Source organism: Umezawaea endophytica, from assembly GCF_025061645.1.
Classification (GTDB): Bacteria; Actinomycetota; Actinomycetes; order Mycobacteriales; family Pseudonocardiaceae; genus Umezawaea; species Umezawaea endophytica.
The window spans coordinates 101,213-123,648 of the sequence record NZ_JANYMP010000026.1; the positions used below are offsets into that span (position 1 = coordinate 101,213).

The window sequence follows — 22,436 nt, forward strand, 5'->3', positions numbered from 1 at the left end:
CCGCAAGTCCGCCCCGACGAAGTGGTGACCCCATGACTACCGCAGCACCGAGGAAACCCATCATCAAGGTGGTGGCCGCAAGTCTGATCGGAACGACTATCGAGTGGTATGACTTCTTTCTCTACGGCTCCGCCGCCGCTCTGGTGTTCAACAAGCTGTTCTTCCCCAGCGTGGACCCGCTGACCGGCACGCTGCTGGCGTTCACCACCTACGCCATCGGGTTCCTGGCCAGGCCGCTGGGCGGTGTGGTGTTCGGGCACTTCGGCGACAAGATCGGCCGCAAGAAGCTGCTGGTGTTCGCGCTCGTCCTCATGGGCGGGGCCACGTTCGCGATGGGCCTGCTGCCCACCTACGCCACCATCGGCGTCGCGGCACCGCTGCTGCTGACGCTGCTGCGCCTGGTGCAGGGCTTCGCGCTCGGCGGCGAGTGGGGCGGCGCGGTGCTGATCGTGTCCGAGCACGGCGACGCGAAACGGCGTGGCTTCTGGGCTTCCTGGCCGCAGGCCGGGGTTCCGCTCGGCAACCTGCTCGCCACGGCGGTGCTCGCCGTGCTGGCGGCCGTGCAGACCGACGAGGCGTTCCTGGCGTGGGGCTGGCGGGTGCCGTTCCTGCTGTCCGGCCTGCTGGTCGTGATCGGCCTGTGGATCAGGTTGACCGTCAGCGAGTCGCCGGTGTTCCTGGAGGCGCAGCGGAAGGCGGAACTGCGGAAGTCGCCGGTCGCGGAGAAGGCGCCGATCGTCACGCTGCTGCGCCTGCACTGGCGCGAGGTGCTGATCGCGATGGGCGCCAGGATGGGCGAGAACGTCTCGTACTACGTCATCACCGCGTTCATCCTCGTCTACCTCACCGGCCCGTTGGGACTGTCCAAGTCGTACGGCCTCAACGCCGTCCTGATCGCCTCGGTGATCCACTTCATCTCGATCCCGCTGTGGGGAGCCCTGTCCGACCGCGTCGGCCGCCGCGCGGTGTACCTGTTCGGCGCGGTCGGCGTCGGCGTGTGGATCTTCCTGTTCTTCACCCTGCTGGACACGAAGTCGTTCGGCGCCATCGTGCTCGCCACGTCCGTCGGCCTGCTGCTGCACGGCGCCATGTACGGCCCGCAGGCCGCGTTCTTCTCCGAGCTGTTCGGCACCAGGGTCCGCTACTCGGGCGCATCGGTCGGCTACCAGCTCGCGTCCATCGTGGCCGGTGCGCTCGCGCCGCTGATCGCCACGGCCCTGCTCAAGTCGTACGGCAGCACCGTCCCGGTCGCCCTCTACGTCGGGTTCGCCTGCCTGCTCAGCGTCGTCGCCGTGGTCGTCGCGAAGGAAACCAGGGGCGTGTCGCTGGAGAAGAACACCGATGAGGCCGCGGAAGTGTCAGCATGACGCCATGACCGACCCGGTGGAGCACCTGCTCGAACTGCTCGCCCAGGACGCGGGCAGCGAGCGGCTCGCGCAGGTGCTCCCCGCGGCGCGGGCCGCGGGGGCGAGCGGCGCCGACCTCGACCGGGTCGAGCGGGCCGCGGAGTGGGCGTTGGAGATCCGGCGCACGCTGACCGAGCACCGCCGCCGCGAGGCCGAGCTGGAGGCGCTGTTCGACACCGCCAGCGACCTCGCGGGCGCCCGCGACCCGGACGCGGTGCTGCGGTCGATCGTCCGGAGGGCCCGGCTGCTGCTGGGCACGGACGTGGCGTACCTGAGCATGAACGAACCCGCCGCGCACGGCACGTACATGCGCGTCACGGACGGATCGGTCTCCGCGCTGTTCCAGGAGGTCCGGCTCGGCATGGGGGAGGGGCTCGGCGGTCTGGTCGCCCAGACGGCCAGGCCGTACGCCACCGCCGACTACTTCGCCGACCTGCGCTTCAACCACACCAGGCCGATCGACACCGCCGTGGAGGACGAGGGCCTGGTCGCGATCCTCGGCGTGCCGCTGACGCTGGGCAGCCGGGTGATCGGCGTCCTGTACGCGGCGAACCGGTCACCGCGGCGCTTCCCGCCCGACGAGGTGGCGCTGCTGTCGTCGCTCGCGGACCACGCGGCCATCGCGCTGGACACCGCGCACCTGCTGGAGGAGACGCGGGTCGCGCTGCGGGAGCGCAACGAGGCCAACGAGGTCATCCGCGCGCAGAGCGAGGACATGCGCCGCGCCGAGGAGGCGCACGACCGGCTCGCGGACCTCGTGCTGCGCGGCGCGGACCTGCCCGAGGTGGCGGCGGCCGTGGCGAAGGTGCTCGGCGGCGCCATCGCCGTGCACGACGGCGACCTGGGTGAACTGGCCCGGATCGGCGTCACGAAGAAGACCCCGCCCCGGTCGGCGGTGAACGCCTCCCGCGCGACCGGGCGGGCGGTGGCGCAGGACGGCACGTGGGTGTGCGCGGTGCTGGCCGGTCGGGAGCTGCTGGGCAGCATCACGTTGACCGGCAGGCCCGACCTGGAGGACGCCGACCGGCGGCTGTTCGAACGCGCGAGCGTCGTGACGGCGTTGCTCCTGCTGTTGCGCCGCAGCGTGGCCGAGGCGGAGAACAAGGTGCGCGGCGAGCTGATCACCGACCTGCTGACCGCGCCGGACCGCGACCCGGCCGGGTTGGCCGCGCGGGCCAGGCGGGTCGGCGTCGAACTGGGCGTGCCGCACGTCGTCCTGGTCGCCGACGGCGGCCCCCGCGATCGACTCCTCGCCGCCGCGGCGCACCTCGCGTCGACCGGGCGCGGGCTCGCGGGCGTGCACGGCGAGCACGTCGTGCTGCTGCTGCCGGGCACGGCCGCCGGGCCCGCCGCCACGGACACCGCGCGGGTGCTCGGCAAGGCCGTGGGCGTGCCGGTGACCGTCGGCGCGGGCGGCCCGGCGGAGGGCCCGGAACAGGTCGTCACGGCGCACGCCGAAGCCGCCCGGTGCCTGTCCGCGCTGCTCGTGCTGGACCGGCGCGGCCAGGGCGGGACACCCGCCGACCTCGGGTTCGTCGGCGTGCTGCTGGGCGAGCGCGCGGACGTGGCCGGGTACGTGCGCACGACGTTGGGACCGCTGCTGGACTACGACGCCGCGCGCGGCACGGAACTCGTGCGGACCCTCGCCGTCTACTTCTCCTGCGGCGCGAACCTCAGCCGAGCCAAGGACGAGCTGCACGTGCACGTCAACACCGTGGTGCAGCGGCTGGACCGCGTCGCCACGCTGCTCGGCGAGGACTGGCAGTCGCCGGAGCGGGTGCTGGAGATCCAGTTGGCGCTGCGCCTCCTGCTGCTCGTCGGCTAGCCCAGCGAGCACTCGGTGGGGGAGACGGTGTCCGGTCGGTCGACCGTGGCCGAGGCGGGTGGCCGTTCGCCGCCGAGCCAGCGCTCCAGCGCGGCGAAAGCCGTGCGGTGGCAGGGGGTCAGCGGTCGGAGCCGGTCGGGGAAGGCGTCGTACAGCGAGTCGACGTGCGTGCCGCCCTCGACCCGGTAGTAGCGGAACAGCCTGTCCCGCCCCGCCTTCCGCACCATCTCGGCGTACACGTCGGAGTCCTGGTCGATCGGCAGCAGCCCGTCCAGCGTGCCGTGCAGCGTCAGCAGTGGCTTGCCGATCCGACCGGTCAACGCGATCTCCCGCACCGCCCGCCGCGCCGCGGGCCTGCTCGCGTAGTCGTAGTCCGCTTCCGCACCCTCGTAGTCGGGGTCCAGCGCCTCCCGGTAGATGCGCTGGGTCAGCTCCCAGTAGTGCTGGCGGTAGAACGGCCACAGGAACTCCGACGCGGCCGGGAACACCGGCTCACCGCGCAGCGCGGGCGGCAGGAACGTCAGCAGGTTCGGCCCGTCCTCCCGCCACAGCACGCCCTCCCAGTCGACCCCGCCGTCGTACAGCTCGGGGTGGTTCTCCAGTTGCCACCGCACCAGGTAGCCGCCGTTCGACAGCCCGGTCGCGATAGTGCGACTCGCCGGACGGCAGTAGTGCTCCCGCACCAACGCCTTCGCCGCGCGGGTCAACTGGGTCACGCGCTGGTTCCACTCCACGATCGCGTCCCCACCGGCGTAGAACCCGACCCCGGTGTTGCCCTTGTCGGTCGCGGCGAACGCGTACCCGCGCTGGAGCACCCAGTCGCTGATCGCGCGGTCGTTCGCGTACTGCTCGCGGACCCCCGGCGAGCCGGAGACCACCAGCCCGCCGTTCCACCGCGCGGGCAACCGGATCACGAACTGCGAGTCGTGGTTCCAGCCGTGGTTGGTGTTGGACGTCGAGTCGTCCGGGAAGTACCCGTCGACCTGCGTGCCGGGCACGGCGGTCGGCGCGGGCAGTCCGGCGGGCGTCAACCCGGCCCAGTCCGCCGGATCGGTCACCCCGCCCGCCGTGGTCAGGTCGACGGCACGGCGGACCTCCTGGTGTTCGGCACCGGGCACCCGCACCGGCCCGCACCGACCGGCCTGCTCGGCCTGGGCTGGGGTGATGTTGACGAGGAACAGGGCTGCGACGAGCGGAACGACGATGTTCACGCACCCGACGGTAGGGCGAGGACCGTTGGCGGGTAATGGTTCCGGCCACCACACGCGCGCCGCGCGATGTGGCTGTCCCTTCCATCGCGCCGCGGTCGGGCGCTTCCTACCGTGAGGTGCGGACAAGGAGGTCCGCATGCGCATCATCGCCCTGGTCTTGATCCTGCTCATGACCACGACACCGTCCGCGAGCGCCGCGAGCGTCACCGAGGTGACCGGGTTCGGCACCAATCCCGGCAACCTCAGGATGTTCCGCTACGTCCCCGACAACCTCCCCGCCGGTCGCCCGCTCGTGGTGGCCCTGCACGGCTGCACCCAGGACGCCGCGGGCTACGGCACCGCGTCGGGCTGGCTGGCGCTGGCCGACCGCTACCGCTTCACGGTGCTGCTGCCGCAGCAGCAGAGCGCCAACAACCTCAACAAGTGCTTCAACTGGTTCCAGACGACGGACACCACCCGCGGTCAGGGTGAGGCGGCGTCCATCGCCCAGATGATCACCAAGACGGGCGCGACCCCGGTCTACGTCACCGGCCTGTCCGCGGGCGGCGGCATGACCTCGGTCCTGCTCGCCACCTACCCGGAGACCTTCCGCGGCGGCGGCATAGTCGCCGGCCTCCCGTTCGGCTGCGCCGCCTCCGTCATCGACGCCTACACCTGCATGAACCCCGGCAAGAACCTCACACCGCAGCAGTGGGGCGACAAGGTCCGCGCCGCAGCCCCGTTCTCCGGCACCCGCCCACCCGTGACGATCTGGCACGGCACGGCCGACTACACCGTCGCCGTGGCCAACCAGCGGGAACTCGTCGAGCAGTGGACGAACGCCCACGGCACCGACGCAGTCGCCGACACAACCGACACCGTCGCCGGCCACCCGCACGCCGTGTACCGCAACACCTCAGGAGGTGCAGCGGTCGAAACGCACACCATCACCGGAATGGGCCACGGCCAACCAGTCGACCCCGGCACCGGCCCCCAACAATGCGGCACCGCCACCGCTTACGTGCTCGACGTGAACGCCTGCGCCGCCTGGCACCTGGCGCACGGGTGGGGTTTGGACGGTTGAACGGAGTTGCTGCCAGAGCGCACGCCGGGTCCGGTGGAACTCGGTCTCGTCGGCCTTGAGGGCGCTCCAGTCCGCGTTGTCCAGACCGGTGCCCGGAGCCAAGCCGGTCGGACGCAGGATCGCGACCTCGTCCGGACCGTTCTCCTCCCAGCCGAGTTCGGTGCTGCTGCAGAACATCCCGTGTGAGACCGCTCCCCGGAACCTCGTGCGCCGCATCTTCCTGCGCCCCGGCAAACGGGTTCCGGGGAGGGCGACGGGCACGAAGTCGCCTGCCTTGACCAAGGCCGGTCCACCGAAGACTATTTGAACCTTGTCACGTCCGATGTCGACTATTGCGAGACGGATGAAATCAGCATTCGGGTGGTCGAAGACGTCGATGACCATCCCTGCAACGACACCGGGCACCGGGGGATCCTATTGGAAGGCTCAGGCCCTGCTCGCAGCGGCCCAGAGGACGTCGAACGCGACCTGTGCTCGATCGCGGTGTTCCTTGTTCATCACCATGTCGCTATTGGAATCCTCATTCGGCCTGATCAGATAACCCAATTCTCCTCTCGTGCTGATGTAGTCCTGCATCTGGGCGAGGAGTGCGGGTTCTTCGGTGTCCAGTGCGTCCAGGTCGAGTCGGTAGAGGGCGGTTCCCGAAGTCACCGGTTGAGTGGCTCGGCGGAATGAGCAGTTCCGGCGGACGAGGTCGCGGCCCACCCGATCGGTGAGCAGGTCGCGGAACTGCTCCACGACGTGTCCCGAGTACGCCGGTACCAGGAAGCGGTAGTCGCACCCCTCCAGCACGTTCGACGCCACGACGCCCATGAACTTCCCGGCCACCGCCCTTCCGTCGGGCATGACGATCAAGTCGTATTCCAGGTTGAGCGTCAAGATGTCCGCCGAGAGGCAGAACCGCTCTATCCGGGCCGCCTCGTCGTCCTGGATCAGACCTTCGCGTCCTGCGGTGGGCGATTTCGCCAATTCGCGCGCGACCTGGTCGACCCGGTCGGCCAGTACCCGGCCCACGCGTCCCACCAGTGCGGTGTGGCGTCGTGTGTTGACCGAGACGCGCTGCCAGGAGTTCTCGATGTAGCCCGTCAGCAGGGTGTGGTCGGGTGCCGGTTGGCTCGCTTCGCCGAACACGAGGTAATCCAGGCTCACCCCGAAGAAGTCCGCCAGCGCCACCAGCTTCTGGAAGCTGGGCCGGGTCTGGTCGCGGGTGTACTGCGAGAGCGCCGCGGGACTGATTTCGAGAGCGTCGAGTATTTCTCGTCTATGTCTGCTGTACCCACCGCGTTCGATCAGTGAGATGAGCGTCTGTCCGAGCTTTACCTGTCGTTCGTTCACTTCATCCACCCGCGCTTTCACGTGGAATCGACCCTTGGAGGCCGATTCCAAGGTAAAGCAAGGCTTCACGGCTGTGAAGCGACGCTTTGCGAAGGCTCTTGACGGGCCCGACAAAGCACGCATACTTCAGGGTGAACGGCCAAAAATCAAGTCCGCAAAAATGGCGGATAGCTTGATCGGAATTGGGCGGGTGGTCGCGATGGTGGTTCTGGTCTTCCTCATCGGCGCGTTGTTGGGATTGTTGGTCGGGGCGGCGGTCTGCGTTCGCAACGTCCGGCAGGAGGTGCCGACGCGGGTGGCGTTCCGCATGCACGTCCTGGAGTCGCGGCTGAGCGCGCTCCAGTCGTCGGTCGACCAGGCGCTGTCGAGGTGGAACGACGACGTGCCCGCCCCGCGGCGTGAACGAGTGCTCGACTGAACTGGCGTGGAGCTTCCCCCGCGCGGGGGAAGCTCCACGGGGTTCACGCGCCGCGGATCAGGTCCGCTGCTCGTTCGCCGATCATCAGCACCGTCACCATCGGGTTCACGGTCGGCATCGTCGGGAACACTGAAGCGTCCACGACCCTCAACCCCTCCAACCCGATGACCTTCAACGACGGGTCCACCACGGACCCGATCGCGCACGTCCCGGCCGGGTGGTAGACGGTGTGGGCGGCGCGGCGGCCGTACTCCGACAGGTCCTCGTCGGACGTCACCTCGGGGCCGGGGGCGATTTCCCGTTTGAGCCAGGACTTCAGCGGTTCCTGCGAGGCGATCTCCCGCGCGATCCGGAACCCGTCGACCAGGGTCTGCTCGTCGTACCCGTCGGGGTTGGTGAAGTACCCGAAGTCGAGCGCCGGTTTCACGGTGGGGTCCGCGCTGGTGAGCCACATCCGGCCGACGCTGTGCGGGCGGGGGATGTTCGGGGTCATGCAGACGCCGTGCTCGACGACCGGGTAGCCGAGCCGCTCGGTGTTGGCGGTGAACGGGATCTGGTAGAAGTGGAACATCAGGTCCGGGCGGGGGTCGGACTGGTCGCGCCGGACGAACAGGCCCGCGTCGGAGTCCATCACCGAGTTCAGCGGGATCGGGCCGTCGGTCTCCCAGATGATCACCGACTCCGGGTGGTCCAGCAGGTTCTCGCCGACGCCCGGCAGGTCGTGCACGACCTCGATGCCCAGCGCGGACAGGTCCGCGGCCGGGCCGACGCCGGACAGCATCAGCAGCCGCGGCGTGTCGATCGCGCCCGCGCACAGCAGGACCTCGCGCCGCGCGGAGATGAACCCGGCCGACGTGTCGACACCAATCGCCCGTCCGTCCTCGAAGGACACGCGCGAGACCCACGTCTCCAGCACCAGCGTCAGGTTCGGCCGGTCGAGGACCGGGTGCAGGTAGGCCGTGGACGCGGAGGACCGAGACCCGGTCTCCGGGTGGTAGGCGACCGAGAAGAACCCCGTCCCGTCGGCGAACGGCTTGGCGTTGAAGTCCTCGACCTCCGGAACGCCCAGCGCCGCCTTGGCCGCCGCGATGAAGTCCAGCGCGATCGGGTTCCGGTCCGCCGGGTCCACCGGGATGATGTTGTTGAGCAGCCTGTCGTAGTACGGGCCGAACGTGTCCCAGTCCCAGCCCGGCCCCCAGGAGGCGACGTCCTGCGGGAACGGGACGAAGCTGATCAGCGTGTTGTGCGAGGAGCAGCCGCCGAGCACGCGGGCGCGGGAGTGGCGGATGTGGGAGTTGCCGCGCGGTTGCTCGACGGTGGGGTAGTCGTAGTCCAGTTCCGAGCCGAGCAGGTTGATCCAGTTGCGGAGTTCCAGGACGCGCGGGTCGTCGACGTCGCTCGGCCCGCCCTCGACGACGCACACCGTCACCGAGGGGTCCTCCGAGAGCCTGGCCGCGAGCACCGATCCGGCGGTGCCACCGCCGACGATGACGTAGTCGTACTCAGGCATCGGAGCTCCTCGCGAACCAGTTCTGGGCCGTGGGCTTGAGGTTCTGGTAGACGTGCTTCGGTTCGCAGTACTCGTGCAGGCCGCTGGGCCCGAGTTCGCGGCCGATGCCGGACCGCTTGAAGCCGCCCCACTCCGCCTGCGGCAGGTACGGACCGAAGTCGTTGATCCACACGGTGCCGTGGCGCAGCTTGCGCGCGACCCACTGGGCCTTCTCCAGGTCCTGCGACCACACGCCGCCCGCCAGGCCGTACTCGGTGTCGTTGCCCAGGAACACCGCCTCCTCCCGCGTGCTGAAGCGCTCCGCGGTGATGATCGGACCGAAGGTCTCCTCCTGCACCAGCTTCATCTCACGGGTGCAGTCCGCGAACACGGTGGGGCGGAAGAAGAAACCCTCCCGCAAGTCCGGGGACGTGGGCCGCGCACCGCCCGCCACCAGCCGCGCGCCCTCGGCCAGCCCGATCTCCACGTACTTCTCGACCTTGGCGCGGTGCTCGGCCGACACCAGCGGCCCGCTCTCCGTGTCGGGGTCGAAACCGTTGCCCAGCCGGACCAGGTCCGCGCGCCGGGCGACCTCCGCGACGAAGTCGTCGTACACCGAGTCCTGCACGATCAGGCGGGTGCCGGACGAGCACACCTGGCCCGCGTGGAAGAACGCGGCCGTCAGCGCGTAGTCGACGGCGGTGTCCAGGTCGGCGTCGGCGAACACGATGTTCGGGTTCTTGCCGCCCAGTTCCAGCGCGACCTTCTTCACCGACGTCGCCGCCGCCCGCATGATGTACTGCCCGACGCCCAGGCTGCCGGTGAACGAGACCAGGTCGACGTCGTCGCTCTCCACGAGCACCGAGCCGACCTCGGATCCCGTGCCCAGCACCAGGTTCGCGACCCCCGCGGGCACCCCCGCCTCCGCGAGGACCTCGAACAGCTTGACGGTCGTCAGCGGCGTGATCTCACTCGGCTTGGCGACGAGCGTGTTGCCCGCCAACAACGCCGGCGCGATCTTCCACGCCACCTGGAGCAGCGGGTAGTTCCACGGCGCGATCATCGCGCACACGCCGACGGGGTCGTAGTCGATCCGGCTGATCACGTCCGGGCCCGCGCCGGTCACGACGCGCGGGTGGATCGCCCCCGCGAGGTTGCCGTAGTAGCGGAACACCGCCGCCACGTCGTCGACGTCGATCCGGCTCTCCACCAGGGTTTTGCCGGTGTCCAGCGTCTCGGTGCGGGCGATGTCCTCCTTCGACCGGTCGAGCAGGTCGGCCACGTGGTTCAGCACGGCCGCGCGGTGCTCGGGACTGGTCGCCGACCAGCGGCCGTCGTCGAACGCGCGCCGAGCGGCCGCGACGGCGGCCAGTGCGTCCGCCGCCGTCCCCTCCGCCACGGTGGCGACCACGCTCCGGTCGAAGGGGTTGATCACCTCGCGCTCGGCGCCGCTACTCGACCCGACCCACCGGCCGTCGATGAACAGCTTCGACACGGGTGTTCGCCTCCTTGCGAGATGGACTGATCGTTTCACCGTTCCCGCAGGTGGCTGGTCCTGTCAAGCCGGCCTCACGGTGCCGGTGTGGACAGTGGGGCCGCGCCGAGCTGCCTGCGCAGCCGGGTGAAGTGCCGGGCGTTGTTCATCGCCACGACCCCGACGACCACGTCGTCGCGCAGGTACACGGCGGCGAACTTGCGGTCCTCCGGCGTGCCGTCGACGTACCGGACCTCGTCGTACAGGTGGGTTTCGCCGACGAACTGGATGCGGACGCCGTACTGGTCCGACCAGAAGTAGCCGGGGCGGTCGTGGACCTCCGCGGTCGTGCCCGCGAGCAGGTTGCGCACCGCCACCGACGCCTGTTCGGCCGCGCTGGTCCAGTGCTCGTGCCGCTGGCCGCTCCACCGGGCCACGTCGCCGACGGCGACCACGCCGGGCACGTTCGTCACGCCGCCCTGGTCGCACAGCACGCCGTTGCCGACCGCCACGCCCGAGCCCGCGAGCCAGTCGGTGGCCGGGTGCGCGCCGACGCCCGCGACGACCAGGTCGGCGGGCAGCACGTCGCCGTCGGTCAGCACGACCCCGGCCGCGGACACCTCGTTCACGCCGACGCCGCAGCGCAGCGCCACGCCGTGGTCGAGGTGCAGTTCGCCGCAGACCGCGCCGATCTCCGGCCCGAGCACGCGGCCCAGCGGGATCGGCAGCACCTCCACGACGGTCACGTCGAGGCCGAGCTTCCGGGCCGTGGACGCGACTTCCGCGCCGATGAAGCCCGCGCCGATCACCACGAGCCGCTCGGTGCCGCCGGTGAGCGCCGCCCGCAGCGCGACGGCGTCGTCCAGCGTCCGCAGCGCGAGGGCGCCGGGCACCGTCCTGGGCGCGCCGCCGGTCGCGATCACCACGCCGTCGGCGGTGAGGGTCGAGCCGTCGGACAGGTGGACCTCGCGGGTGGTCGTGTCGAGCCGGTCCGCGCGCACGCCCAGTCGCCAGTCGGCGTCGAGCGCGGCCAGCGCGTCCGGGTCCGACAGCGCCAGCGACTCGCGGTCCACCGTGCCGAGGAGGAAGTCCTTGGACAGCGGCGGCCGGTCGTACGGTGCGTGCGGCTCGTCGCCGACGACGACCAGCCGTCCGTCGAAACCCTGTGCCCGCAACGCTTCCGCGGAGCGGAGTCCGGCGAGCGAGGCGCCGATGACCGCGATGGTCCTCACGCCACGTCCTGCTGGGCCTCGGTGTTCACGTAGACGACGTCGTCGACCACGACGACCGGGTAGGTGCGGACGGGTCTCTTGGCGGGCAGCCCGTTTGGCAGGCCGGTGCGCAGGTCGAACGACGACGCGTGCAGCGGGCACTCCACCCAGCAGCCCTCCAGCCAGCCGTCCGCGAGGGAGGCGTCCTGGTGGGAGCAGGTGTCGTCGATGGCGTACAGCTCGCCGTCGGCGTTGAACACCGCGATGGGCACGCGGGCCAGGATGCGGACCGCCTCGCCAGGGGGGAGGTCGATGACGGTGCAGACGCGGATCATGGGGGCGCCTCCGTTGCGCGATGCAGAACACGACCTGGATAACGCAACAATGTGAGGCTGGCGGGGGCCGCCGTCAAGAGGTTCGCCTGGTTGGACCATGGCTCATTTACCCAGTGGTTACTGTTGCGCCATGAGCAACTCGGACGCAGATCGGGGAACGGTGGCTCAGGTCCAGTCCGTGGACCGGGCCATCAGCGTGCTGGAGATGCTGGCGCACGGCGAGGCGGGTATCACCGAAATCGCTGGTGAGCTGGGTGTGCACAAGTCCACGGCGTCCAGACTCGTGAGCGTGCTGGAGTCACGGGGCCTCGTCGAGCAGCTCGGCGAACGGGGCAAGTACGCCATCGGGTTCGGGATCGTCCGGCTCGCGGGCGCGGCGACCGGGCGCATGGACCTCACCAAGTTGGGCCAACCGACGTGCCAATCGCTCGCGGACGAGTTCGGCGAGACGGTCAACATCGCCGTGGCGGACCAGGGCGTCGCCATCAACATCACTCAGGCCAGGGGATCGGCCGCGATCAGCGCGCAGAACTGGATCGGCCAGCGCACGCCGCTGCACGCCACGTCCAGCGGCAAGGTGCTGCTCGCGTTCATGCCGCCGGAGGAGCGAAAGCGCCTGCTCGGCCAGCCCCTCGACCGGTACACGCCGCGCACGGTCGTGGAGCCGGACGACCTGTCCGTCGAGCTGGACCGGATCGCGGTCGACGGCTTCGCGGCCTGCTACGAGGAGCTGGAACTCGGGCTGCACGCGGTCGCCGTGCCGATCCGCGGGCAGCGCGGTGAGGTGATCGCGGCGATGAGCGCCTCCGGGCCGTCCTACCGGCTCTCGCGGCAGCGGGTGAAGCAGATCGTCACCCCCATGACGGACTCCGCCACGGAGCTGTCCGCCCAGCTCGGGTACTTCGCGGGCTGACCTCCGACGATCTTGGACCCCGTTTCACGTGGTGGGACGGGGTTCTTGTCGTTTTGTCCCATTACCTGCCGGTAGCGGCCGAACGCCGTGTTTCCGGCGTGCGACTACTCGGATGGAGGGATTGACATCGGGGAGCGCTGAGCGCAATTTGTTGCAGAGGGCGGAACACCAAGCGCCTTTCGCAACTCCGGTGGGAGGGTACGGATGGCGGGTCGACCACGGGTGGTCATCGTCGGCGCGGGCATCGTGGGGTGCGCGCTGGCCGACGAGCTGACCGAGCGGGGCTGGACCGACGTCACGGTCCTGGAGCAGGGGCCGCTGTTCGCCACGGGCGGGTCCAGCTCGCACGCTCCGGGGCTGGTCTTCCAGACCACGGGCAACAAGACCATGACCGAGTTCGCGAGCTACACCGCGCGCAAGTACGGCGAACTGGGCTGCTTCGACGCCGTCGGCGGCCTGGAGGTCGCGACCACGCCGGAACGGCTGACCGAGCTGAAGCGGCGGCACGGCTGGGCCACCGCGTGGGGCGTGGAGACGTCGCTGATCCCACCCGAGGAGTGCGTCGTGCTGCACCCGCTGCTCGACGTCGCGAAGGTGCTCGGCGGGTTCCACATCCCCACCGACGGACTGGCGAAGCCCGTCGCCGCCGCGCAGGCCCAGGCGGAACAGGCCATCGCCCGCGGGGCGACGTTCGTGCCGCACCAGAAGGTCACCGCCGTGGAACGCGCCGCGGGCCGGGTCACCGGCGTGACGACCGAGACCGACACGTTCAAGGCCGACGTCGTCGTGTCGTGCGCCGGGATGTGGGGTCCGCTGCTCGGCGACCTGGTCGACCTCACCGTGCCGCTCGTGCCGATGGCGCACCAGTACGCCAAGACCACGCCCCTGCCTACCGGCGAGGTCGGCGGCCCGATCCTGCGCCACCAGGACGCCGACCTGTACTTCCGCGGCCACGGCGACCGGCTCGGCATCGGCGCCTACGGGCACCGGCCGATGCCCATCGACCCGCGCGAGATCGGCGACCCGCGCTTCACCAAGTCCATGGCCTCCGAGCGGCTGTTCACGCCCGAGGACTTCGAGGACTCGTGGACCGCCGCCGTCGACCTGCTGCCCGTGCTGGCGGAGTCCAAGGTGGACGACGGCATCAACGGCCTGTTCTCGTTCACCACCGACGGCCTGCCGCTGCTGGGCGAACACCCGGACCTGGAGGGGTTCTGGGTCGCCGAGGCCGTGTGGATCACGCACTCCGCGGGCGTCGCGCGAGCGGTGGCGCAGTGGCTGGTCGACGGCCAGCCCCAGCAGGACCTGCACCACGCCGACCTCAACCGGTTCGAGGACGTGCAGCTCGCGCCCGACTACGTGCGCAAGCGGAGCTGCCAGAACTTCGTCGAGGTCTACGACGTCCTGCACCCGTTGCAGCCCCTGGAAGACCCGCGCCCGCTGCGCACCACCCCGTTCTACGAACGGCAGCAGGCGCTCGGCGGTGTGTTCCTCGAAGGCGCGGGATGGGAGCGCGCGCACTGGTACGAGGCCAACGCGGACCTGCCCGAGGTCGAGGGCATCCCGTCCCGCAACGAGTGGGCGTCCCGCTTCTGGTCGCCGATCGCGGGCGCCGAAGCGCTGGTGACCCGCAGCCGCGTGGCCATGTTCGACATGACCCCGTTGAAGCGCCTCGAAGTCACCGGACCCGGCGCGCTCGACTTCCTCCAGACCATGACCACCAACAACCTCGCCCGCAAACCCGGCGCGGTCACCTACACGCTGCTGCTCGGCGAGGACGGCGGCGTCCGCAGCGACCTCACCGTGGCCCGGCTGGCGGAGAACCGGTTCCAGGTCGGCGCGAACGGCAACCTCGACCTGGACTGGCTGACCCGGCACCTGCCGGGCAGCGGCAGCGTCCAGGTCCGCGACATCACCGCGGGCACGTGCTGCGTCGGCCTGTGGGGGCCGCTGGCGCGCGACCTCGTCGAGCCGGTCTCCACAGTGGACACCCGGCTCGGCTACTTCAAGGCGCAGAAGGCGTTCGTCGGCAACGTCCCGGTGACCGCGATGCGGCTGTCCTACGTCGGCGAACTGGGCTGGGAGCTGTACACGACGGCGGACCTCGGCCGCGAGCTGTGGGACACGCTGTGGGAGGCCGGGCAGCGCCACGGTGTCATCGCGGCGGGCCGCAGCGCGTTCAACAGCCTCCGGCTGGAGAAGGGCTACCGGGCCTGGGGCACCGACATGACCACCGAGCACGACCCGTACGAGGCCGGGGTCGGGTTCGCGGTCCGGATGGACAAGGGCTACTTCGTCGGCCGCGACGCCCTCGCGGCCAGGACCCAGACCCGCAAGCTCACCTGCCTGACCATCGCCGACCCGCACGCCGTGGTGCTCGGCAACGAGCCGGTGCACGTGAACGGCGCCCCCGCCGGGTACGTCACCAGCGCGGCCTACGGCTACACGACCGGCGTGGGCATCGCGTACGCGTGGCTGCCCGCCGAGGTGGCGGTGCCCGGCCAGGCCGTGGAGGTCGAGTACTTCGGCGAACGCGTCGCGGCCGTCGTCGCCGAAGAGCCCCTGTTCGACCCGAAGATGACCCGGTTGAGGAGTTGACGCCGTGCCCGACACCTATGACGTCATCGTGATCGGCCTTGGTGGGATGGGCAGCGCCGCGGCGTACCGCCTCGCCGAACGCGGTCAGCGCGTGCTCGGCCTGGAGAAGTTCGCGCCCGTGCACACCCAGGGCTCCAGCCACGGCGGGTCCCGCATCACCCGGCAGGCCTACTTCGAGGACCCCGCGTACGTGCCGCTGCTGCTGCGCGCGCACGAGATGTGGGACCAGATCGAGGCCGACTCGGACCGCGAGATCTTCCACCGCGTCGGCGGGATCATGGTCGGGCGGCCGGACTCCCGCACGGTCTCCGGCAGCCTCCGCTCGGCGCGGGAGTGGGACCTGCCGCACGAGCTGCTGGACGCCACCGAGATCCGCCGCCGCTTCCCGACCATGCGCCCGACCGACGAGGACATCGCCCTCTACGAGGCGGGCGCGGGCCTGGTCGTGCCGGAGTCCAGCGTCGGCGCGCACCTCGACCTGGCCGCCAGGGCGGGCGCCGACCTGCGCTTCGAGGAGGAGGTCCTCTCCTGGACCGCCGACGACGGCGTCGAGGTGGTGACGTCGAAGGGCACGTACCGCGCCGAGCAGCTCGTGATCTGCCCCGGCGCCTGGGCCCCCGGCCTGCTGGCCGACCTCGGCGTCCCGTTCGTCGTCGAGCGCCAGGTCCAGTACTGGTTCGAGCCCGAGGGCGGCGCCGAGCCGTTCCTGCCCGACCGCCACCCCGTCTACATCTGGGAGAACCCCGAGGGCCGCCAGTTCTACGGCTTCCCCGCGCACAACGGCGTCGACGGCGGCGTGAAGGTCGCGTTCTTCCGCGGCGGCGACCCGTGCAGCCCGGACACCATCGACCGCACCGTGCACGACCACGAGGTCGCAGCGATGGCCGACTTCGTCGGCACGGCGATGCCCACGCTGCCCGGCACGTTCCTGCGCGCGGCGACCTGCATGTACACCAACACCGCCGACGAGCACTTCGTCATCGCCCGCCACCCCGACCACCAGGCGGTGGTGGTCGCCTGCGGCTTCTCCGGCCACGGCTTCAAGTTCGTCCCCGTCGTCGGCGAGATCGTCGCCGACCTCGTCGCGAACGGCACGACCAGCCACCCGATCGCCCTCTTCGACCCCGCACGGCTGACCGGCTCGGAAGAGAAGGTGACCACCGGATGACCGCGACCGAGCAGCCGAGCAGCCTCATCTCCACGCTGGGCGGCCACTACTACACCGACCCCGCCGTCTTCGCCGCCGAACAGGCCCGCATCTTCGAGCAGATGTGGTTCTGCGCGGTCCGGAGCTCGGACGTCCCCAACCCCGGCGACTTCCGCACCGTCACCGTCGGCCGCGAGAGCGTCATCGTCTCCCGCGCCAGGGACGGTTCCCTGAAGGCGTTCCTCAACGTCTGCCGCCACCGCGGCGCACGGCTGTGCACCACCGAGTCCGGCACGGTGAAACGCGCCTTCCAGTGCCCGTACCACGCCTGGACCTACGGCCTGGACGGGAAGCTCATCGCCGCCCCCAACCTCACGTCCATGCCGGACGTCGACCGCGTCGAGTACGGCCTCACCACCGTGCACCTGCGCGAATGGCTCGGCTACGCCTGGATCACCCTCGCGGAGGACCCGCCCTCCTTCGCCGACACCGTGCAGAGCGCCGTCACCGAACGACTGGGCGACCTGAGCGCCATCGACGGCTACGAGATCGACGAACTAGAGGTCGGCAGACGCATCCGATACGAGGTGAAGGCGAATTGGAAGCTCATCATCGAGAACTTCATGGAGTGCTACCACTGCGCCACGATCCATCCCGAACTGACCGAGGTGCTGCCCGAATTCGCGGATGGGTACGCCGCTCAGTACTACGTGGGACATGGCGCCGAATTCGGGTCGGAGATCGACGGCTTCACCGTGGACGGCAGTGAGGGCTTCGACAAGCTGGCGGGCGTCAGCGCCGACCAGGACCGGCGCTACTACGCCATCACCATCCGCCCGCAGGTCTTCATCAACCTCGTACCCGATCACGTGATCATCCACCGGATGTACCCGATGGCGCCGGATCTCACGATCGTGGAGTGCGATTGGCTGTACGCGAAACAGGTAGTGGCAGAAGGCCGCGACGTCTCCCGCTCGGTCGAGTTGTTCCACCGGGTGAACGAACAAGACTTCGACGCCTGTGAGCGATGCCAGCCCGCCATGTCGTCACGCGCGTATGCCAAGGGCGGTGTACTAGTGCCATCGGAACACCACATCGGGCAGTTTCACGATTGGGTCGAACGGGTACTGGAGTGACGGTCCGAGGTTCCCTCGGCTAGGGGATGGACCATCCCCCTTGTCGAGGTGAACGCTGCTGTGGTGATGGAGCAACGGCGCTCGCAGGTCTCGGACGAGGACCTGGTACTCATTCGACGGATTCAGCACCTGGCAAGGCGTGCTGAACGAACAGCGCACGACCACTCGAACTTCGTCGGCCCCCCGCCATCCCAGGAACACCTGGACCTGCTGGCGGAGATCCGCGCGCTCACCGAATCCCACCTCTCGGTGACGTCGAAGTCGATGATGCCCCGACAGGCCGAGCCAGCCGGGGAGAAACGAATCGCCTCATCGGCGGTGCGCTTCCCTTGACCGAATCCCCGGCGGCGACCCCGCCGGGGGACCCAGGGGTTCACCGGGCGATTGGTGTCCGGGTGAAGTAGGGCCGGCGTCCGGGTGAGGGGGTTGCGTCGCGGGGCCGCTGTCCCCCGCGGTCGAAGCCCGCCGGGACGTCGACGATGCTGTGCCCCGTGGAGTACGTGTCCAGAACACCGCGACCACCGCTGAACGGACTGATCGACGACCTCTACTACCTGGAGGGCGCACCGCCGTACGCCCGACTGACGCTGCCGCCGGCACCGTCGGCACTGCTCATCATCAACCTCGGCGCCCCGTTCCAGATCCGCGCGGCCACCGACATCAAACCGACCGACTACACCGACGGCTGCGTGATCACCACCCGCACCCGCACACTGGAGTTCGGCTACCCACTCCCCACCCGATCAGTAGGCGTGCACTTCACACCGTGGGGCCTGGCACCGTTTCTACCGATGCCCGCGACCGAACTGCGCGACCGCCCGGTGACGGTGGAACAGGTCTGGGGACGCCCCGCCACCGCCGAACTGCGAGACCGCCTGGCCACGGCCAACGACCCGCACGAGATGCTGACGCTGCTGGAGAACGAGTTGACGCGACGACTGCACGAAACCGCAGGCCTGGACCTGGTCCGCCACACGAGCAGCGTCATCGCAGCGACCAGGGGGGCGCTGTCGATCGGCGACCTGAGCACAGCGGCAGGCGTCAGCAGCACCCACCTGGCACAGCGGTTCAAACAACTCATCGGCGTCACACCAAAGCGACTGGCCCGCACCTACCGCTTCACCGCCACCGTGTTCGCGATCAACCCCGCCGAACCGATCGACTGGAGCGACCTGGCAGGCAACGCGGGCTACTTCGACCAGGCCCACTTCAGCCACGAGTTCCGAGCCTTCACCGGCCTCACGCCAACCAGGTACGTAGAGGTTCGTCAACGATTCCTGCGCGAACACCCCGGCCACGCCTTGGACGGCTGGCCACTGCCCACCGATTGATTTCTTACAAGAACACCAGCTCACAACACGCTAGCTTTCGGGCACCCCAAACAGAGGAGAGCCCCGTGGGCAAGGTGGTCATGTACAGCTCGGTGTCGGTGGACGGCTTCATCGCAAACGAGAATGACCAACCCGGTCCACTGTTCGACTGGTTGACCAGTGGCGACGTTCCGTTGGACGACAGTGGTTACCTGAAGGTGTCGCAGACCTCGTACGACTACACCCGCCCGTACTGGGACCAGATCGGGGTGACGATCGCAGGCCGCCATGTTTTCGACCTGACGGATGGCTGGGACGGAAAGCCGCCGAGCGGAATCGACCACGTAGTCGTCGTGACACACCGCCCAGCACCCGAGGGCTGGAACCCTGAGGCACCGTTCCACTTCGTTGACGGCATCGAGGCGGCAGTTGCCAAGGCACAGGAGTTGGCGGGTGACCGCGTGGTCGAGGTCGCCGCAGGCGACGTAGGCGGCCAGGTACTGGCAGCAGGCCTGATCGACGAGGTACGCATGGACGTCGTACCCGTCGTGCTCGGAACAGGCAAACGCTACTTCGGATCAACCCAAGCACAACACCTGCTGGAAGACCCTGACGTGGTAATCCAGGGCAACAGAGTGTTACATCTGCTCTACCGGCTACACCGCTGACCGCCGACCACCGCAAAACCGGCACCAACAGCAGCCGACCACCTACGAAGCCGGACGCCGCCTACCGCCGACCACTTACGAATCCGGACGCCGCCTACGCAGCGTGGCCGATTTTACTTGGGGGATTTGCCCCTTAAACTTGCGTCGGACGGCGGCTTCACCTCCCCGCCGTTTTGGTCCGACGAAGGGGCAAATCTAGGGGCCCCAAGTCAAATCGGCCACATCCCCGCTGGATCCCCGGTACGCAACCCAGCCATGCTGTGACCTGCGGGTATGTTTTCGAGGGGTTCCCCCGCCACCCCGCTCGCGCAATTATTTCGATGTCTCCTTTTCTTTGTCAAGGCGGGAAAGATGCCTTGACAAAGAAAAGGAGACACGAAGGGCGCTGGGGATGGGGCCGGCGGGGGAGGTCTGTGCCGGGGTCAGTTGCGTGCGTCCGTCACGTCCCAGCCACCACGCTTCCGGCCAAAGACAAAACGCCTGCCACCCCCAGAGGGGACAGCAGGCGCCTCGAAACCAACCCCTACTTACGTTTCACCATCTTCACCAACCCCTTGAACGTCTCCTCCAACCCGGAAGAGAACGGGTTGTCATGCACCAGATAAGTCCAAGTCGTATTCGGCCGCTTGACCCCAGCCGCAGCCAACTCCGCCCCCTCCGGACCGATCTTCGCCTCGGCGAACGTCTCCTCCGCCGATTCCCAGGAATCCGGCACGATCCGGTTGAACGTGGGAATCGCCTCCCGGTGGAACTCGTCCAACGGGTTCTGCCGCGCCAGCGCCCTCAGGTGGATGCCCTCACGCAGGTCCGTCAGGAACGTCAGGTGCTCACTCCACCGCTGATCCAGGTGGTACAGCGTGATCAACCGAGCCGCCCCGACGAGGACCTCCTCCGAGACGTCCTCCTTCAACTCCGCCGCGCGCTCAGGAGCCCGCTTGGCCAACTCCTCCCAAGCCGCGTCCGTCGTCAGCACCTTGTTCCGGTGAGCCATCAGCAGTTCCCGCTGGTGCTCCACGAGCTTGTTGTACCGCCACGTGTTCCGGTGGATCTCCAGGTGCACGCCCTCGGCCACCCGCTGCGCGTGCTCGACCGTGTGCAGCGTCCCCGAGTCGGTGATCCGCCCGTCGTCGTCCACCTCGACCGGCTCGTCGTGGTCCGGCGCGAACTGCGTGACCAGCTCGTCCTGCAACGACCCGAAGAACACCGACCCACCGGGGTCGCCCTGACGGCCTGCGCGACCGCGCAACTGGTCGTCCAACCGGCTCGACGTGTGCCGACCGGACCCGACCACGTACAACCCGCCCAGTCCGACGATCCGCTCGTGGTCCTCACCGTCGTGCCCGCCCAGCCGGATGTCGGTACCTCGACCGGCCATCTGCGTCGACACCGTGATCCGGTCGAACGACCCGGCGTCGGCGATGATCGTCGCCTCCTCGGCGTCGTTCTTCGCGTTCAGCACCACCGGTTCCAACCCGGCCGCGCGCAGCTTCGTCGAGAGCCTCTCCGACTCGGCCACGTCCAGCGTCCCGACCAGGATCGGTCGCCCGGTCTCGTGAACGGACGCGATCTCCTTGACGAGGGCCGCTTCCTTCAACTCCAGCGTCGTGTACAGCCGCGGCGCCTCGTCCTCCCGGATGCACTCCTGGTTCGACGGGATCACCAGGACTTCCAGGGTGTAGAACGTCCGGAGCTGCTCCGCCACCGCGACGGCCGTGCCGGTCATCCCGCACACCGTCGGGTACCGGTTCAGCAGCGCCTGCACGGTGATCGAGTCCAGCACCTCGCCGGAGTCCGTCGCAGCGACGGACTCCTTCGCCTCGACGGCGGCCTGCAAGCCGTCGGGCCAGCGCTGCAAGCGGGCGATCCGGCCGCGGGTGTCGTTGATCAGGTGGACCTTGCCGTCGCGCACGATGTAGTCGATGTCGCGGTGCAGCAGGACGTGCGCGTGCAGGGCCACGTTGACCTTGCTCAGCGTCGTCTGGACGTGCTCGTCGGAGTACAGGTCGATGCCGCCGAGCGTGCGCTCCACGGCCTCGGAGCCCGCGCCCGTCAGGTAGACGTTGCGCTCCTCGTCGTCGACCTCGAAGTGCAGGTCCTTGCGGAGCCTCCGCACCAGGTCGGCGATCACGGGGTCGGCGGCCTCGTTCGCGGTCGAGCCCGCGAGGACCAGCGGCACGCGGGCCTCGTCGACGAGCACCGAGTCGGCCTCGTCGACCAGCACCACGCGCGGCTTCGGGACGATCCGGTCCGCCTCGTCCACGGCCAGCCGGTCGCGCAGCACGTCGAACCCGATCTCGCTGACCGCCGCGTACGTCACCTCGGCCTCGTACGCCGCGCGCCGCTCCTCCGGCTTCGAGCTCTGGCTCAGCCACCCGACGGACACGCCGAGCAGCTCGTACAGCGGACCCATCCACTCGGCGTCGCGCTGGGCGAGGTAGTCGTTCACCGACGCCACGTGCACCTGGTCGCCGCGCAGCGCGAACCCGGCCGCCGCGATGGCGCCGGACAGCGTCTTGCCCTCACCGGTCGCCATTTCGACGACGTGACCCTCCAGGAGCCCGAGGGCACCGAGGATCTGCACGTCGAACGGACGCAGACCGAGCGCGCGGTCGGCGGCCTCCCTGGCGAGCGCGCACACCTCTACCAGTTCGTCCTTGCCGAACACGTCCCGTTCGCGCAGCTCCCCGGCCGCGGCGGTGAGCTCCTCGTCGCTGAGCGCGCCGACGCGCTCCTCGTGGGTGTTCACGGCGGCCAGCAGGGTCCGGTAGGGCGTGAGGTCGGCCGAGCCGGGGCGTTGTGCGAACCGACGCATCCGCTGCTTCAGCCGTGCCATGAGTGTGGTCACGGTGCCGAAACGTACGGCAAGGCGGTTGCGTTCCCGGTGTGGTGGGTGCTTC

Annotated in this window: 18 protein-coding genes and 1 pseudogene; 11 read left to right on the top strand and 8 right to left on the bottom strand. The window is 69.4% G+C overall.

The window, feature by feature from the left end:
• The first annotated feature begins 32 nt into the window (after positions 1-32).
• Together NZH93_RS38670 and NZH93_RS38675 are read left to right on the top strand one after the other, a co-directional pair.
• On the top strand, positions 33-1,367 hold the full coding sequence (locus tag NZH93_RS38670; protein WP_259628270.1) for an MFS transporter: 1,335 nt from the start codon (positions 33-35) through the stop codon (positions 1,365-1,367).
• 4 nt (positions 1,368-1,371) lie between these two features.
• Positions 1,372-3,231, top strand: a complete 1,860-nt coding sequence (locus NZH93_RS38675; RefSeq protein ID WP_259628271.1) for a GAF domain-containing protein — start codon at positions 1,372-1,374, stop codon at positions 3,229-3,231.
• On the opposite strand, the gene NZH93_RS38680 is transcribed toward NZH93_RS38675, so the two are convergent.
• Positions 3,228-4,436 carry an alpha/beta hydrolase family protein gene (locus NZH93_RS38680; protein WP_372506976.1) on the bottom strand — a complete coding sequence of 403 codons (1,209 nt, stop codon included), beginning with the start codon at positions 4,434-4,436 and terminating at the stop codon, positions 3,228-3,230. The two genes, NZH93_RS38675 and NZH93_RS38680, sit on opposite strands and share 4 nt — an antisense overlap.
• A gap of 142 nt (positions 4,437-4,578) precedes the next feature.
• On the opposite strand from NZH93_RS38680, the gene NZH93_RS38685 reads away from it, so the two are divergent.
• The gene (locus tag NZH93_RS38685; RefSeq protein ID WP_259628272.1) at positions 4,579-5,505 is read left to right on the top strand and encodes an extracellular catalytic domain type 1 short-chain-length polyhydroxyalkanoate depolymerase; all 927 of its coding nucleotides are present in this window, start codon (positions 4,579-4,581) and stop codon (positions 5,503-5,505) included.
• Between the two features lie 120 nt (positions 5,506-5,625).
• Here NZH93_RS38685 and NZH93_RS51330 read toward each other — a convergent pair.
• Together NZH93_RS51330 and NZH93_RS38690 are read right to left on the bottom strand one after the other, a co-directional pair.
• A pseudogene (locus tag NZH93_RS51330) lies at positions 5,626-5,889 on the bottom strand (hypothetical protein); the annotation flags it as partial.
• 42 nt (positions 5,890-5,931) lie between these two features.
• The gene (locus NZH93_RS38690) at positions 5,932-6,861 is read right to left on the bottom strand and encodes a helix-turn-helix domain-containing protein (RefSeq protein WP_259628273.1); all 930 of its coding nucleotides are present in this window, start codon (positions 6,859-6,861) and stop codon (positions 5,932-5,934) included.
• Positions 6,862-7,039: 178 nt separating this feature from the next.
• Between NZH93_RS38690 and NZH93_RS38695 the strand changes: the two genes are divergently transcribed.
• Positions 7,040-7,258: a hypothetical protein gene (locus tag NZH93_RS38695; RefSeq protein WP_259628274.1), complete on the top strand. Its 219-nt coding sequence runs from the start codon at positions 7,040-7,042 to the stop codon at positions 7,256-7,258.
• 43 nt (positions 7,259-7,301) lie between these two features.
• Here NZH93_RS38695 and NZH93_RS38700 read toward each other — a convergent pair whose 3' ends face one another.
• The 4 genes from NZH93_RS38700 to NZH93_RS38715 all read right to left on the bottom strand — a co-directional run bounded on the left by NZH93_RS38700 (position 7,302) and on the right by NZH93_RS38715 (position 11,767).
• Positions 7,302-8,768 (bottom strand): GMC family oxidoreductase, encoded by a 1,467-nt coding sequence (locus NZH93_RS38700; protein WP_259628275.1) that lies wholly within the window; start codon positions 8,766-8,768, stop codon positions 7,302-7,304.
• Positions 8,761-10,242, bottom strand: coding sequence for an aldehyde dehydrogenase family protein (locus NZH93_RS38705; RefSeq protein ID WP_259628276.1), 1,482 nt, complete (start codon positions 10,240-10,242; stop codon positions 8,761-8,763). The genes NZH93_RS38700 and NZH93_RS38705 overlap by 8 nt, the downstream gene beginning before the upstream one ends.
• Before the next feature lie 74 nt (positions 10,243-10,316).
• On the bottom strand, positions 10,317-11,453 hold the full coding sequence (locus NZH93_RS38710) for an NAD(P)/FAD-dependent oxidoreductase (RefSeq protein ID WP_259628277.1): 1,137 nt from the start codon (positions 11,451-11,453) through the stop codon (positions 10,317-10,319).
• Positions 11,450-11,767 carry a bifunctional 3-phenylpropionate/cinnamic acid dioxygenase ferredoxin subunit gene (locus NZH93_RS38715; RefSeq protein ID WP_259628278.1) on the bottom strand — a complete coding sequence of 106 codons (318 nt, stop codon included), beginning with the start codon at positions 11,765-11,767 and terminating at the stop codon, positions 11,450-11,452. Before NZH93_RS38715 ends, NZH93_RS38710 begins: the two co-directional genes overlap by 4 nt.
• 130 nt (positions 11,768-11,897) lie before the next feature.
• On the opposite strand from NZH93_RS38715, the gene NZH93_RS38720 reads away from it, so the two are divergent.
• The 7 genes from NZH93_RS38720 to NZH93_RS38750 all read left to right on the top strand — a co-directional run bounded on the left by NZH93_RS38720 (position 11,898) and on the right by NZH93_RS38750 (position 19,539).
• A complete protein-coding gene (locus NZH93_RS38720) occupies positions 11,898-12,680 on the top strand; it encodes an IclR family transcriptional regulator (protein ID WP_259628279.1) in 783 nt (260 codons plus the stop codon).
• A gap of 204 nt (positions 12,681-12,884) precedes the next feature.
• Positions 12,885-15,278 (top strand): GcvT family protein, encoded by a 2,394-nt coding sequence (locus NZH93_RS38725; protein ID WP_259628280.1) that lies wholly within the window; start codon positions 12,885-12,887, stop codon positions 15,276-15,278.
• A 4-nt stretch (positions 15,279-15,282) separates the two neighbouring features.
• A complete protein-coding gene (gene solA, locus NZH93_RS38730) occupies positions 15,283-16,446 on the top strand; it encodes an N-methyl-L-tryptophan oxidase (protein ID WP_259628281.1) in 1,164 nt (387 codons plus the stop codon).
• Entirely contained in the window at positions 16,443-17,561 is a 1,119-nt protein-coding gene (locus tag NZH93_RS38735; RefSeq protein ID WP_259628282.1) for an aromatic ring-hydroxylating oxygenase subunit alpha, read from the top strand. Before solA ends, NZH93_RS38735 begins: the two co-directional genes overlap by 4 nt.
• 48 nt (positions 17,562-17,609) lie before the next feature.
• On the top strand, positions 17,610-17,894 hold the full coding sequence (locus tag NZH93_RS38740) for a hypothetical protein (RefSeq protein WP_259628283.1): 285 nt from the start codon (positions 17,610-17,612) through the stop codon (positions 17,892-17,894).
• Between the two features lie 146 nt (positions 17,895-18,040).
• Positions 18,041-18,892 carry a helix-turn-helix domain-containing protein gene (locus NZH93_RS38745; RefSeq protein WP_259628284.1) on the top strand — a complete coding sequence of 284 codons (852 nt, stop codon included), beginning with the start codon at positions 18,041-18,043 and terminating at the stop codon, positions 18,890-18,892.
• Between the two features lie 65 nt (positions 18,893-18,957).
• The gene (locus tag NZH93_RS38750) at positions 18,958-19,539 is read left to right on the top strand and encodes a dihydrofolate reductase family protein (RefSeq protein ID WP_259628285.1); all 582 of its coding nucleotides are present in this window, start codon (positions 18,958-18,960) and stop codon (positions 19,537-19,539) included.
• Between the two features lie 523 nt (positions 19,540-20,062).
• Here NZH93_RS38750 and secA2 read toward each other — a convergent pair.
• Positions 20,063-22,384, bottom strand: coding sequence for an accessory Sec system translocase SecA2 (gene secA2 / locus NZH93_RS38755; protein WP_259628286.1), 2,322 nt, complete (start codon positions 22,382-22,384; stop codon positions 20,063-20,065).
• Positions 22,385-22,436: the final 52 nt, after the last annotated feature.